This window comes from Streptomyces sp. NPDC002643 (assembly GCF_053592555.1).
This window is the reverse complement of sequence record NZ_JBSFVY010000001.1, coordinates 414,625-429,043: the sequence shown is the minus strand read 5'-3', so window position 1 is coordinate 429,043 and position 14,419 is coordinate 414,625. Positions and strand designations below refer to the sequence as shown.

General features: G+C 70.8%; 10 protein-coding genes and 1 tRNA gene. 5 read left to right on the top strand and 6 right to left on the bottom strand.

Annotated elements, in window-relative coordinates:
• Nucleotides 1-133 precede the first annotated feature (133 nt).
• Entirely contained in the window at nt 134-2,332 is a 2,199-nt protein-coding gene (locus ACWD4G_RS01895) for an elongation factor G-like protein EF-G2 (RefSeq protein ID WP_451290123.1), read from the top strand.
• 324 nt (nt 2,333-2,656) lie between these two features.
• On the top strand, nt 2,657-4,324 hold the full coding sequence (locus ACWD4G_RS01890; protein WP_451290122.1) for a hypothetical protein: 1,668 nt from the start codon (nt 2,657-2,659) through the stop codon (nt 4,322-4,324).
• Nucleotides 4,325-4,660: 336 nt separating this feature from the next.
• On the opposite strand, the gene ACWD4G_RS01885 is transcribed toward ACWD4G_RS01890, so the two are convergent.
• Complete coding sequence (locus tag ACWD4G_RS01885; RefSeq protein WP_451290121.1) at nt 4,661-5,221, bottom strand: HIT family protein; 561 nt, start codon at nt 5,219-5,221, stop codon at nt 4,661-4,663.
• Nucleotides 5,222-5,288: 67 nt separating this feature from the next.
• Between ACWD4G_RS01885 and ACWD4G_RS01880 the strand changes: the two genes are divergently transcribed.
• On the top strand, nt 5,289-6,014 hold the full coding sequence (locus ACWD4G_RS01880; RefSeq protein ID WP_451290120.1) for a potassium channel family protein: 726 nt from the start codon (nt 5,289-5,291) through the stop codon (nt 6,012-6,014).
• A 20-nt stretch (nt 6,015-6,034) separates the two neighbouring features.
• Here ACWD4G_RS01880 and thrS read toward each other — a convergent pair whose 3' ends face one another.
• The 3 genes from thrS to ACWD4G_RS01865 all read right to left on the bottom strand — a co-directional run bounded on the left by thrS (nt 6,035) and on the right by ACWD4G_RS01865 (nt 10,073).
• A complete protein-coding gene (gene thrS / locus ACWD4G_RS01875; RefSeq protein WP_451290119.1) occupies nt 6,035-8,011 on the bottom strand; it encodes a threonine--tRNA ligase in 1,977 nt (658 codons plus the stop codon).
• A gap of 131 nt (nt 8,012-8,142) precedes the next feature.
• Nucleotides 8,143-9,396, bottom strand: a complete 1,254-nt coding sequence (locus ACWD4G_RS01870; RefSeq protein WP_451290282.1) for a hypothetical protein — start codon at nt 9,394-9,396, stop codon at nt 8,143-8,145.
• A gap of 110 nt (nt 9,397-9,506) precedes the next feature.
• Nucleotides 9,507-10,073: a DUF4365 domain-containing protein gene (locus ACWD4G_RS01865; RefSeq protein WP_451290118.1), complete on the bottom strand. Its 567-nt coding sequence runs from the start codon at nt 10,071-10,073 to the stop codon at nt 9,507-9,509.
• Between the two features lie 181 nt (nt 10,074-10,254).
• Between ACWD4G_RS01865 and ACWD4G_RS01860 the strand changes: the two genes are divergently transcribed.
• Entirely contained in the window at nt 10,255-10,980 is a 726-nt protein-coding gene (locus ACWD4G_RS01860) for an exonuclease domain-containing protein (RefSeq protein WP_451290117.1), read from the top strand.
• Nucleotides 10,981-11,115: 135 nt separating this feature from the next.
• On the opposite strand, the gene ACWD4G_RS01855 is transcribed toward ACWD4G_RS01860, so the two are convergent.
• Nucleotides 11,116-11,187, bottom strand: a tRNA-Val gene (locus ACWD4G_RS01855).
• Nucleotides 11,188-11,226: 39 nt separating this feature from the next.
• Nucleotides 11,227-11,685, bottom strand: coding sequence for an SRPBCC family protein (locus ACWD4G_RS01850; protein ID WP_451290115.1), 459 nt, complete (start codon nt 11,683-11,685; stop codon nt 11,227-11,229).
• Nucleotides 11,686-11,787: 102 nt separating this feature from the next.
• Between ACWD4G_RS01850 and ACWD4G_RS01845 the strand changes: the two genes are divergently transcribed.
• Nucleotides 11,788-14,307, top strand: a complete 2,520-nt coding sequence (locus ACWD4G_RS01845; protein ID WP_451290114.1) for an SCO7613 C-terminal domain-containing membrane protein — start codon at nt 11,788-11,790, stop codon at nt 14,305-14,307.
• The last annotated feature ends 112 nt before the right edge of the window (nt 14,308-14,419 follow it).

The following is a 14,419-nucleotide window of genomic DNA, read 5'->3' as shown; positions in this document are numbered from 1 at the left end:
CGTGCTTCGTATGGACGCACCGTGACGGGAGTGGAAAGCTCGAAGGACCGCGGGCGTCGCCGGAGCCGCCACAGCACGCGGGTTCCGCGTGTCCGCGCCCACAGTGACCTCACCGTGCACGGGAGGCAGGACCATGGGCGACAAGGCGAACGCACACCCCGGAGCCGCCGGCAGGGCTACGGCGGCCGACCACCCCGCGTCCGTACGGAATGTGGTGCTGGTCGGCCACTCCGGATCGGGCAAGACGACTCTGGTGGAGGCTCTCGCGCTGACGGCGGGAGCGGTGAACCGGGCGGGCCGTGTGGAGGACGGCGGCACCGTCTCGGACTACGACGAGATCGAACACCGGCAGCAACGCTCGGTGCAGCTCTCCCTGGTACCCGTCGAATGGGACGGATACAAGATCAATCTTCTGGACACTCCCGGATACGCCGACTTCGTCGGGGAACTCAGGGCCGGTCTGCGAGCCGCGGACGCGGCCCTCTTCGTCGTCTCGGCGTCGGACGGCGTCGACGGCTCGACCCGCATGGTGTGGGAGGAGTGCGCGGCGGTCGGTATGCCGCGCGCGATCGTCATCACGCATCTGGAGGCCGCACGGGCCGACTTCGAGGAGATGACCCGCACCTGCGCGCAGACGTTCGGCGGGGACGACCCCGACGCCGTACTGCCGCTGTACCTGCCGTTGCGCGGCCCTGCGGGACCCGACGGGCACGCGCCCGTGACGGGACTGACCGGGCTGCTGTCGCGGAAGCTGTTCGACTACTCGTCCGGTGAGCGCGGGGAGTCCGAGCCGGGCCCGGAGCAGCTGCCGGCGATCGAGGAGGCCCGTAACCGGCTCATCGAGGGGATCATCGCCGAGAGCGAGGACGAGACCCTCATGGACCGCTATCTCGGCGGCGAGACCGTCGACGTCAAGACGCTCATCGACGACCTGGAGCGGGCCGTCGCGCGCGGTGTCTTCCACCCGGTGCTGGCCGCAGCCCCGGCGGCCGACGGCGCCCGTCAGGGCCTCGGCACGGTGGAACTCCTCGAACTGATCACCCGTGGCTTCCCCACCCCCCTGGAGCGTGAGGCGCCGTCCGTCACCACACCGGAGGGCAGGCCCCGCGAGATCGAGTCGGGCTGCGACCCGGACGGACCGCTGGTCGCCGAGGTCGTCAAGACCGCCAGCGACCCCTATGTGGGCCGGATCTCGCTGGTCAGGGTCTTCTCCGGCACCCTGCGCCCCGACGCGACGGTGCATGTCTCCGGGCACGGCCTCACCGATCGCGGGCACGAGGACCACGACGTCGAGGAGCGCGTCGGGGCCCTGTCCGCGCCCTTCGGCAAACAGCAGCGGACGCTCACGCACTGCATCGCGGGCGACCTCGCGTGCGTGGCCAAACTGAACCGCGCGGAGACCGGGGACACCCTCTCGTCCAAGGACGACCCGCTGCTGATGGAACCGTGGGACATGCCCGATCCGCTGCTGCCGCTCGCCATCCAGGCGCACAGCAAGGCCGACGAGGACAAGCTGTCCCAGGGTCTCGCCCGGCTGGTCGCCGAGGACCCGACCATGCGGCTGGAGCAGAACCAGGACACCCACCAGGTCGTCCTGTGGTGCCTCGGCGAGGCCCACGCCGACGTGGCCCTCGAACGGCTGCGCAACCGGTACGGCGTCCAGGTCGACGTCGTACCGCACAAGGTCTCCCTACGGGAGACGTTCGCGGGGCCGTCGGCCGGGCGGGGCCGGCATGTGAAGCAGTCCGGTGGGCACGGGCAGTACGCGATCTGCGAGATCGAGGTGGAGCCGCTGCCGGGTGGCTCGGGCATCGAGTTCGTGGACAAGGTCGTCGGCGGAGCCGTGCCCCGGCAGTTCATCCCGTCCGTCGAGAAGGGCGTCCGCGCCCAGGCGGCCAAGGGAGTCGCGGCCGGCTATCCGCTGATCGATGTCCGGATCACGCTCAAGGACGGCAAGGCGCACTCCGTGGACTCCTCCGACGCCGCGTTCCAGACGGCGGGCGCGCTGGCGCTGCGGGAGGCGGCCTCCGACGCGCGTATCCACCTCCTGGAGCCGGTGGCCGAGGTGTCGGTCCTGGTCGGCGACGAATACGTGGGCCCCGTGATGAGCGATCTGTCCGGGCGGCGCGGCCGGGTCGTCGGCACCGAGCAGGCGGCCGGCGGACGCACCCTCGTACGGGCCGAGGTCCCCGAGATCGAGATCGACCGTTACTCCGTCGATCTGCGCTCCCTCTCCCACGGCACCGCGCGCTTCGGCCGCCGCTACACCCGGCACGAGCCGATGCCGACACAGGTGGCCGACAAGCTCCGCGAACAGTCGAAGGAGAACTGAAGGGTCGGCCGACAACGCCGACACCGTCGACAACTCGGTGTGACGGGTCTGCGAACGGTTTCGGCCGTTCGCCGACCCGTTCACGGTGACGCGACGCGGCCGATGGTGTCCGTGGGCCGCGGTCCGCGGACCGACTCCCGCGGTCGGGGCCCGGTGGGTTCGGTGAATGTCCGTCGCTCACGGCGCCGGATGTCGGTGGCTGCGGATACGCTGATCACCTGATCCACAAGTGTGGCTTGATCAGGGCCGGATCGGGTTATGACCTGATCAACAGGTGTGCGGAGCACGGAAGTCGGGAAGAGCCGCAGGAGCGGGTGTGCGGCGATGGGGGCGGCGGTGGCGGACGAATTCGATTTCACTCCCGGTGCGCAGGTGCCACTGACGGGCACGGCGGGCCAGACCGCGGCGACGTATGCCCTGGCGTCGGCGGTCTACCGGGACAACGAGGTCGACGAGATCCTCAAGGCCAACAACGACTGGCACAAGTCCACGGTGAAGCCCGGCCGCAAGTGGGCGACGATCTTCCGGCCCAACCTGGGCGAGGCGTTCTCCCTCGCCGTGCGGGACCGTATGGTCGGCGCGGGCCGGGGTGCGCTCATCCAGTCCTTCGGGATGGAGCCGCAGGTCGTCGTGGAGCACGCCCTGGCGTCGATCAACATCCGCAGGGAGCGCGACAACTGGCTCTCGGCGATCATGGTCGTCTGCGGACTGCTCTTCCTGCCGGGCCTGCTGCTGTGGCTGCTGGTCTTCCAGCTCCGCTCCCAGATCGCCAAGCGGGAGGACAAGCGCGCTGGCGCCCTGGCCACGACGCTGCTGGTCGCCGCGGGCGCCTTCGCCGTGATCTTTCTGCTGAGGATGCCGTTCGACGGCTTCTGGGCCTGGTACGCGCGCGCGTGCGTCGTGATGCCGGTCGTCGGCTGGTTCTGGGCCAAGCATGTCTGCGAGCGCACCGCCAAGGACCTGCGTGAGCGCTGGGAGGGCCTGCTCTCCGGCGGCGGTGTCGGCGCCAAGATCCCCGAGGCCGTGCCGGGCAACCCCGGTGACAAGGCGGAGCAGTTGCGCAAGGAGCTGGCCCGCCTCAGCGCGGAGCAGCGGTCCAACCTCGTCTTCTACGCGGGCCCCAAGGGCATCCTCGGTATGGGCACCCGCTGGGGCAGCTGGCAGCTGGCCGAGGACCTGGTGCCGGCCGACCCCTCCAAGGAGATCCATCCGTTCCGCAGTTGGGACGTGATACGCGCCATCCACGACCAACTCCGCATGCTGGAGCGCAACACGATCAACACCGGTGGCTTCCCGCCCCCGTCGATCAAGCACTGGATCGTCAGCCCCATCGCCGAGGGCGCCGGCAGCGTGTCCCGCCCCGACGGAGCGGACGTCGAGGCCTTCCAGTTCAAGAACCACGCCATACAGGACATCTGCAACAAGCAGCAGTTCGGCAGCGGCAACCGCCACTACCTCGGCGTGCAGTGGACCCTCTGGGACGGCCAGTTGATCATCACGATGATGATCACTGTGACCGTGCTCCACCAGACGCTCCGCATCGAGGTCACGGGGCACGCCCTGGGCCCGGTGCACGGCCTGTTCAACAACAAGCCCGCGGCGAAGACCAAGGAGGTCCAGAAGTCGATCCGCTTCTGGGAGACCCGCAAGATCAAGCTCCCGCTGGTCGACACCGACGAGGTCGTACGACTCGCCGCGCGCGCCCCGCTCACCTGGTACCCGCCGCTGCTGAACTGGCTCGGCGGCTCCATGGGCCTCCCCGAGCCCTTCGGCCTCCGCCACGCCTGGGCCGACCAGCCCTGGCGCCACCGCTTCATGGCCGACGACGCGCTGCGCGCCGCGACGCCGGTCCTCCGCGTGGTCCACTCGGCCGCGATCAAGGTCCTGGCCGACCACGGGGTGGACACGGAGAAGTTCACCGCCCGCGCCGGAAACCTCAGCGGCGCGGTGCAGGACCTTACGCCCAAGAAGGCGGACCTCTACGACGCGTGACCGCTGCGCTGGGCTTTGGCCAGGGGGGTGCGTGGGGACCGTTTTCGAGTGCGGGTTGTCTGTGGCTGGTCGCGCAGTTCCCCGCGCCCCTAAAAGCACGGCCCTGCGGGCCGTGAAGGGTCACTGTGGCGCGCATGAAAAGGCTGGGCGCAGCCCGTCTTTTCAGGGGCGCGGGGAACTGCGCGACCAGCCCCCACCGGGCCCGCACCCGACAAACGATCCACCCTCCCCCGACGGGGGTCGAAGGGGCACCGCCCCTGGATGGGGGTCCCCCGCTCGAACGAAGCCGAGAGTGGGGGGAGGGACGGGTAGGGGCGGCGGGGGCGAACCCCCTGTTCAGACGGCCGGCCAGGCCTCCGCCAGCATCTTCCTCGTATCGGCCAACAACTGCGGCAGCACCTTCGTATGCCCCACCACCGGCATGAAGTTCGTATCCCCACCCCACCGAGGAACGATGTGCTGGTGCAGATGCGCGGCGATACCGGCCCCCGCCACACTCCCCTGATTCATCCCGATGTTGAACCCGTGCGCCCCGGAAGCGGCCCGCAGCGCCGTCATCGACTGCTTCGTCAGCTCGGCCAGCTCGGCGGTCTCCGCTCCGGTGAGGTCGGTGTAGTCGGCGACATGACGGTAGGGCACGACCATCAGATGACCGCCGTTGTACGGGTACAGGTTGAGCACCGCGTAGACGTGCTCCCCCCGTTTGATGACCAACCCGTCCTCGTCCGACTTGGCCGGGATGGAGCAGAAGGGGCAGCCGTCGTCGGCCCCGGGGCCGGTCGGCTTGTTCTCGCCCTGGATGTACGCCATCCGGTGGGGCGTCCACAGGCGCTGGAACGCGTCCTGCGTCCCCACTCCGATCTGCTGCTCCGGCTCACTCGTCATGCAAAGCAGCATATGGCTTCGCCCGTTCGCGGCGTGTCGCCGGGTACCGGCGCGGGATCACCGAGGCCAAGCTGTGGCGATGGACCACGACAGCCGCAGGCCCCGTGACGGCCTCGGGCCCAGCGACAGCCGCAGGCCCGGCGGCAGCCGACGGCCACCCCGCTGGGAACGCCACTCGGGCCGCGTCCTCACTACCGCGTCGGCCCTCTTCCTCGCCTCGTACGCCGTACGGGTCCTGGCCCATGACCTGCCCCAGGGCTGGCTGGACCTCTGTCTCGCGCTGATCCTGCTGTGCTGGGCGGTCTTCGTGCTGGACTACGCGGTGCGCTGGCGCCTGAGCGGCCTCGGCCTCCGTTTCGTCCGGGTCCACTGGCTGGACACCGTGGTCCTCGTACTGCCCCTGCTGCGCCCCCTGCGCATCGTCCAGCTCCACGACGCCGTACGACGCCGCCACGACCACCCCAGGCTGGCCCTGCACGCGCGCGTGGCCGTCTACGCGGGCCTGTCGGCGACCCTGCTGGGCTTCAGCGGTGCCCTCGCCGTCTACCAGCAGGAACGGTCGGCACCGGACGCCACCATCCGCACCTTCGGCGACGCCGTGTGGTGGGTCTGCTCGACCTTCTCGACGGTCGGCTACGGGGATGTGACACCGGTGACGCCGATGGGCCGGGTGATCGCCGTGGTGCTCATGGCCTGCGGCCTGGCCCTGCTCGGCGCCGTCACCGGCTCCTTCTCGTCGTGGCTGTTGCAGGTCTTCGCACGGGAGGACGAACAGAAGCCCCCGGGGAACACCCCGGGGGCCTGAAACGCCGCGTCGGCGGGGAATTACACCTGGACCCGTCGCTCCACCACATCAACGAGCTTCGCCAGCGCTTCCTCACGCGGGATGCCGTTTTCCTGAGAACCGTCGCGGTAGCGGAACGAAACCGTGTCGGCGTTCATGTCGTCGTCGCCGACGATGATCATGAACGGGACCTTCTGCTTCTGGGCCGTCCTGATCTTCTTCTGCATACGGTCCGACGAGGCGTCGACCTCGACTCGCAGGCCCCGCTTCTTCGCCTCACCGGCGAACTTCTGCAGGTACTCCACGTGCGCGTCCCCCACCGGGATGCCCACCGCCTGCACCGGCGCCAACCACGCCGGGAACGCCCCCGCATAGTGCTCCAGCAACACGGCGAAGAACCGCTCGATGCTGCCGAACAAAGCGCGATGGATCATCACCGGCCGCTGCTTCGAACCGTCCGGCCCCGTGTATTCCAGGCCGAAGCGCTCCGGCAGGTTGAAGTCGAGCTGGACCGTCGACATCTGCCACGTGCGGCCGATCGCGTCGCGCGCCTGGACGGAGATCTTCGGACCGTAGAAGGCGGCACCACCCGGGTCCGGGACCAGCGGCAGCCCCTGCTTCTCGGCGACCTGGCGAAGCGTCTCCGTGGCCTCTTCCCACGCCTCGTCGGAGCCGACGAACTTCTCCGGGTCCTTGGTGGAGAGTTCCAGGTAGAAATCGGTGAGGCCGTAGTCGCGCAGCAGGTTCAGGACGAAGGTGAGCGTCTTGTCGAGCTCTTCCGCCATCTGCTCGCGGGTGCAGTAGATGTGCGCGTCGTCCTGGGTGAAGCCACGGGCCCGGGTGAGGCCGTGCACGACGCCGGACTTCTCGTACCGGTACACGGTCCCGAACTCGAAGAGACGCAGCGGCAGTTCGCGGTACGACCGTCCGCGCGCGTCGAAGATCAGGTTGTGCATCGGGCAGTTCATGGGCTTGAGGTAGTAGTCCACGCCCTCGTCGAGCTGCATGGGCGGGTACATGCCGTCGGCGTACCAGTCCAAGTGGCCCGAGACCTCGAAGAGCTTCCCCTTCGTGGCGTGCGGGGTGTAGACGAACTCGTAGCCCTCTTCCTCGTGGCGGCGGCGCGAGTAGTCCTCCATGACCCGGCGGATGATGCCGCCCTTGGGGTGGAAGACGGCGAGGCCGGAGCCGATCTCGTCCGGGATGGAGAACAGGTCGAGTTCGTTGCCCAGCTTGCGGTGGTCGCGCTTCTCGGCCTCGACGAGGAAGTCGAGGTAGGCCTTCAGCTCGTCCTTGGACGGCCAGGCGGTGCCGTAGATGCGCTGGAGCATCGGGTTCTTCTCGCTGCCGCGCCAGTAGGCGGCCGCGTTGCGCATCAGCTTGAACGCCGGGATGAGTCGGGTCGAGGGCAGGTGAGGACCGCGGCAGAGGTCCTTCCAGCACAGCTCGCCGGTCTTGGCGTCCAGGTTGTCGTAGATGGTCAGCTCGCCCGCGCCGACCTCGACATCCGCGCCGTCGTCGCTGGACGCGGAGCCCTTGAGTCCGATCAGCTCCAGCTTGTAGGGCTCGTTCGCGAGTTCCTCGCGGGCGGCCTCGTCGGTGACGACTCGGCGGGAGAACTTCTGCCCCCGCTTCTGGATCTCCTGCATCTTCTTCTCGATGGCCTTGAGATCCTCGGGGGTGAACGGCCTCTCGACATCGAAGTCGTAGTAGAACCCGTCCTTCACCGGCGGCCCGATGCCCAGCTTGGCCTCCGGGAAGAGCTCCTGGACGGCCTGGGCCATGACGTGGGCGGTGGAGTGGCGGAGGATGCCCAGGCCGTCCTCGGAGGAGATCTCGACGCCTTCGACGGTCTCGCCGTCCTTGACCTCGTACGCGAGGTCCTTCAGCTCACCGGCCACACGGGCCGCGACGATGCTGCGCTCACCGGCGAACAGGTCGGCGGCCGTAGTGCCCGTCGTCACCACTCGCTCTTCCCGCTCGGAATCGCGTTGGATGATCACACGGACGTCGGACACCGGTCTCTCCTGCCTGAAGGTGGACGCGTACGCCACCGCGTACGCAGACAGGAATCGTACCGAGCCCCGGGCGCGCTCCGCGAAACGGTTATGTCTTAGGCGGGCGAGCGGGCACGCGGGCGCCCGGGACGTCACTCCCCTCCGCAGGCCTCCTCGAAGAAGGCCATCGTCTCGGCGGTCTCCTGGATCGACTTCATCAGCCGGTCCCGCTCGGCCTCGTCGACCTGCACCGGCGCGACCCCGTGGGCGTCGGTGAGCCGGCGGAAGCCTCCCCTGCTCTCCAGCCGCCCGTGCACCCGCACCGGCAGCCCGACGAGATGGGCCTGGCCCGCTATGCGGTACGACTCCTCGTCCAGGGTCATCCGGACGTTCGGGACCTCGGCCCCGGCGATGACCCGCAGCCGTACGGTCCCCTCGCCGCGCGCGGCGGACCGGCGCATCCGCACCACCGCGCCGGTGATCCGTACCGGCGTCGACGGCTCCTCCCGCAGATAGCGGTCCCCGGCCTCGCGCAGTACGGGAAGGTCGCCCGGTGAGAACTCGACGGGGTCCGCCGGTGCCGCCCCGCCCTCCGGGACCCCTGCGGCGGGTGCCCAGTCGACGGCGATCCGGGCGCCTTCGGTGCCCCGGACCAGGGCGATGAGGGCCTCGGTCAGTTCATGGCTCACCCCGGCCTCGACGGCACCGTCGAAGGCGTCCATGCCGCCGGTGGCGCGCTGGTAGTCGACGGCCTCGCGGGCGGCGTAGAGGGCCTGGTGGAGGCGTACGGCGAGGGGGCGGCCGGTGTCGACGGGCACGAAGGCGGTGAGGCGACGGCCGCCGGGGGCCGCTCCGACGAGGACGGAGTCGAGGGAGGCCGCGGCGGCGTGCCGGTGGCGGGCGCCGTAGTAGCCGGCACGCGCGCGCGTGGCGAGTGCCGCCGCGAGGAGCATCTGGCGGGCGGCGGAGCGCAACTGGTCCTCGACCGCCCAGGAGGCGGTGCCCACGGGCCCGGTCGGTACGTCCCGCCACCAGCGGATCTCGTCGCTTGGCACGGTGAGTCCGACCAGGACGTCACGGGCGGCCGGCGACCCGCTGCGGGACAGGGCGGTCAGGGCTTCGCCGAGCAGGTCGTCACTGTCGGGGAAGGCCCGGTTCTCCGGTACGAGCAGGCTCATGCCCCGCCCGGTCGGCCCCGGCGGCGTCCAGCGCCCGTACCGCCCGGCGGCGCCGCCCCGCCGCTGCCAGCCGTGCCGGCGCAGCAGGGCACCGAGCACGGCCGGGTCGACCTGGGCGGGGTCGGGCGGCTGGGTCCAGGTGGGCTCGACGGAGTGGGGGCGCACCCGTCGTAGGGGCCGGCCGATGGGCCGCCGTTCGTAGTCGTCGGTGTGGACGGGACGGCGTATGCGGTCCTCCGCGTCGGCGGAATGCCGTGCGTACCTGTCCTGACCGGCGGAACCACCTCGGAAGTCGCCGTCGTCGTAAGGGCCGTGGGTGTCGTCGTAGGGGCCGTGGGTCACGGTCTGCCTCCCGTTCCGACGCGCGTCATGATCTCGCAGAGCGCTCGGTCGTCGAAGATGCGCGAGGTCGGGACGCGCACGGTGGTGCGGCGCCGACCGGTGATCGGGTGTCCGGCGAGGTTGATCCAGTAGCAGCAGTGCCGCAGGTCGAGGCGGTCGTGGCCGGCGCGTATCCACTGGTCCCGCGATCTCGGGACGATCATCACCACGAGGATCTTGTGCACCGTGACGGGTGTGCGGGCGAGCTTCGCCAGGTGGTCGTTGTCGAGCGTGAAGGAGAAGGAGCGGCCCGGGGGGTTCGGTGCGATCTGGTAGGTGGCCTTGAGCTGCACCTTGATCGTGACCTCGTCGTCGACGGTGTGTCCGGGCGCGCTGTGGCTGACATGCCAGTCGATGCCGTTGTCGGGGAAGGGCTGGGACAGGGAGCACCCGGCCGCGGCGGCGACCGCGTGCAGATAGCCCACCTGCAGGGTCTCCATGCAGGCGGTGGTGGCGAGGGAGCCGCGCTGGGGCACCGCGTGCTCGGACAGCAGCCCGCCCCGCTCGGGCTGCGCTATGGCCATGACCGACAGCCTTTCAGTGCAAACGTTTTTCCGCGTCGCGTTTCTGTGTCGAGCCCCTGAACTGCGCAGACCCGTACTTCTGTTGTCTCCTTCCGGCGTACGGCGCAAACGGCCCGGGTATCACCAAACGGGCAGAAGACGGGACGTCAGCTGCCCTGGGTGAACGAGGAGTTGGGGACACATGACGTGTTGGTACGAGGGGCCCTTGGCGGCGTTCGACACGGAGACCACGGGCGTGGATGTCGAGTCCGACCGGATCGTGTCGGCCGCCGTCGTCGTCCAGGACGCGCCCGGAACCCGTCCCCGGGTGACCCGGTGGCTGGTGAACCCGGGTGTGCCGGTGCCGGAGGCGGCGACGGCGGTGCACGGGCTGACGGACGATCATCTGCAGCGTGAGGGCCGTTGGCCCGCGCCGGTGATGGAGGAGATAGCCAGGGCGCTGTCCGAGCAGGCGGCGCGCGCCCGTCCGCTGGTGGTGATGAACGCGCCGTTCGATCTGACCATGCTGGACCGCGAGTTGCGCCGCCATCGCGCGTCGTCGCTCGATCGCTGGTTCGAGGCGACACCGTTGCAGGTGCTCGACCCGCGGGTCCTCGACAAGCATTTGGACCGCTACCGCAAGGGCCGCCGTACGCTGACGGACCTGTGCGCGCACTACGAGGTCACGCTGGACGGCGCGCACGACGCGGCGGCGGACGCGCAGGCCGCGCTGGATGTCGTACGGGCGGTGGGCCGCCGCTTCTCGACCCGGCTGGCCCGTCTCTCCCCCGCCGAACTGCACACCTTGCAGGCCGTGTGGCACGCGGCACAGGCGCGCGGTCTGCAGGCGTGGTTCGCACGCAGCGGCTCGGACGAGTCGGTGGACCCGGCGTGGCCACTGCGCCCGGAACTGCCGGCGGCGGCCTAGCTTCTCGACGAAGGGCGACCCCGGGAAAGGGGGTGCGGGTGGCGGAGCCCCCGCCACGCGCGGCGAAGCCGCGCACAACACGACGATGGCGACCCGGCCTGCGCTTTTCGCAGGCACGAGCCGCCATCGACATCGTGGGCGATACTGGGTTCGAACCAGTGACCTCTTCGGTGTGAACGAAGCGCTCTCCCACTGAGCTAATCGCCCGGGAACGCACTGAACCATACAGGTCCCGGCGGGTCGGGTTCAAACCGCTTGCCCACCGGCCGCGAGGTGGGCGAGAAGACCCCGGCGTCCGGCCCGCATCATCAGCGTGTGGTTGGCGCGGAACACGAGCCGCCCGGGCACCGCGAGGCGGCGCAGCAGCGGCTTGGTGACGTCGACCTCCTGGTCGTAGCGGGCGAGCGTGCCCTCCCCGTCGGGGGTGATCGTCCAGCGGGCCCAGCCGTCGACGTCACCGGTCATCTCGATCTCCAGCACCCCGGCGGCCGGGTCGTTGCGCACCTGGCGCGCGGTGAAGCGGAGGTCGTACGGCAGCGCGGACCGGATACGGATGGTGCCGCTGGTGTCGTCGATGCGGGTCACCTCGCGTACCTGGGGCCACCAGCGGGGGTAGTCCTCGGCCTGTCGCAGCACCTCGTAGGCGGCGGTGGGCGGCAGGGGCAGCGCCCAGAGGCTGCGGAAGCGGTAGTGGCACCAGTCCATGGTCGGATTGTGCCCGTACGCAGGGCGTCCGCACGGAATCTGAGTACGGCCTGAGTATGTGCGCTCATGTCGTCGACCGTGACGCGGACCACACTCCCGGACATGACGCATTTTCCGTCCCCGGCGGAGGAGTTGCGACTCCTCGACACCGAACTGCGGCACCTGGACGCCCGTCGCACCTTCCTGCTGGCGCGACGGGCCTGGCTGGTCAACGCCCTGCACACCCGCACGCCCGCGCACACTCCGGCGCCCGGAGGCCCGCCCGCGCGCCGCCCGGAGGCATCGGCGCCCGGTGTCCAGAACGTTCTCCTCGCCCTCGGCGGGCTCCTGCTGACGGTCGCGGCGATCGCGTTCACGCTGGTCAGCTGGGGGCACATGGGGATCGCGGGCCGCGCCATGGTCCTCGGGGCGGTGACCCTGACCGCCCTCGCCGCCCCCGTGGCCCTGCTGCGCCACCGCCTGCGCTCGACCGCGGAGGCCGTGGCCGCCCTGGGCCTGGCCCTGACGGCCCTCGACGCCTACGCCCTGCACGAGGTCGCGTTCACCGACACACAGGGCACGGCCTACTCGGCCACCGCCTCAGCCGTACTGGCGGTGACCTGGGCGGCGTACGGCCTGGCCCTGGGCGCGTGGGCACCGAGGACCCCGACGGACGAGAACGGCCGCACGACCACAGCGAAGGCCGAGTCCCACCAGCCCTCCGGAAGGGCGAAGCACTGGCCGGCAGCCGTCCGCACCCCCCTCCTCCTGCCCCTCCCCCTCGCCCTGACCGCCGCTCAACTCCCCCTCCTGCTCTGGTCCTTCGCGGCGAACGCGAGCCTGGACACCTTCACGGCCGTGCTGCTCGTCACGGCGGCGGCCGACACCGCGATCGCCCTGCGCGTGCGGCTGGAACCCGTACGGATCGTCGCGATGGTCGGCGCGTTCGGCGCGGGTGCCTGGGGTGTTCTGGCGGCCGGGTGGCTCTCCTGGGCCGCGACCGGTCCGAGCGACGCGGTCCGCGCGTCGGCGCTGCTCGCCCTCGCCGCCGCCATCGCCCTGACGACCGCCTGGCAGGCCCCCGGGCAACTGCTGTCGCGCGGCACCTCCCTGTCCCTCGGTACGGCTTTGACCGCCGGCCTCCTCTCTGTGGCGGCACTCGGCGGAACGGCACGCTCGGTACTGCCCACCGAGTGGACGATCCCGGCCCATCTGCTCGGCGGAGTGGCCCTGTTGACGGTCGTACGCGTCCGGGTGCCCGATCCCGTACGGCGGGGTCTCCTGCACGCCTCGGTCGCCGTCCAGGCCATCGCCCTCGCCACCACTGTGCCCACCGTCCTGTTCACCCTCCTGGGCCCGGTCGGGCAGGTCACCCGCGCCTGGTCCGGCGCACCGGCGGACGCCCGCGCGGCGGCGACACCGGACCTCCCCTGGCCGCCGGACGCGCAGACGGTCCCCCTCGTCCTGGCCGTGGTCGCCGTGGTTATGGCGCTCACCGCACGCTCCGAGCCCTGGCGCACCCAGGCCCGGATCGGCGCCCTGATCTGCGCCTGGGCGAGCCTCCTCACCCTCGCGCCGGTCTTCGAACTCCCCTACGCGGCGGGCCTGGCAGCCCAGGGAGCCCTGATCGTGGCCGCACTGGTACTGGCCGACCGCACCCGCCCGACACCTCCCCAGCAGCTCAAGCAGGCACCCCTCCCCCTCACCGCCACCCTCCTGGCCCTCGCCACCTCCGTCAGCCTCGCCTTCCTCTCCCTGGCGAGTGAACCGGCAACCCTGACGGTGCTCGCCACGACCACCGCCCTGTTCGGCCTCGCCGCCTGGCGCACCCACCCGGGCCCCCTCACCGCACCGGCGTCCCTGGCGCACGCGACCGCCCTGACCTGCGCGATCGGCGCGTCAGCGGGCTGGGCACCCCATCACACGGCCCTGCTGGTCCTCACCATCCCGACCATCGCGGCCCTCCTGGCGGCCCGGCTCCCCCACTCCCCCGTGACCATCCCTATCGAGGCCACCGGAGCGGCGGCCGGCCTGCTGGCCATCGCCCTGGCGGCCACCGACCCACCCCTGCTGTCCCTGACCCTCGCCCTCTGCGGAGTCATCACAGCGGGCACAGCGGTACGCCCGAACCGCCGGGACCTCGGTTACGCGGCAGCCGCGCTCTTCGTCCTGGCCAGCTGGGTACGCCTGACCTCCTGGAACGTCACGGACCCGGAGGCGTACACCCTGCCGATCACGATCCCGGCGCTGGCCGTCGGTTACCTCAGGCGCCGCCGGGACCCGGCGGCCTCCTCCTGGACGGCCTACGGCCCGGGCCTGGCAGCCACCTTCGGCCCCAGCCTGCTGGCGGCCTGGGGCGACGAACACTGGCTCCGTCCCCTGCTCCTGGGCCTGGCCGCCCTGGCGGTAACCCTCCTGGGCGCCCACCATCGCCTCCAGTCCCCCCTGCTGCTCGGTGCCGCCACCTCGGCCACGGTCACCCTGCACGAGTTGGCCCCGTACATCGCCCAGGCAGTGGACACCCTCCCCCGCTGGGTGCCCCCGGCACTGGCGGGCCTGGCCCTACTGGCACTGGGCGCCACGTACGAACAACGCATGAGGGACGCCCGCAGGCTGAAGGAGTCTCTGGGGAGGCTGAAGTAAGGCAGCTCGATCTTCCCCAGGGGCCTTCCTTACAGCTCCTCATGACCGCCGCCCACACCCGCGCCCCAAAGGGGCGCGGGGAACTGCGCGCCCAGCCCCAACGGACCCGCAG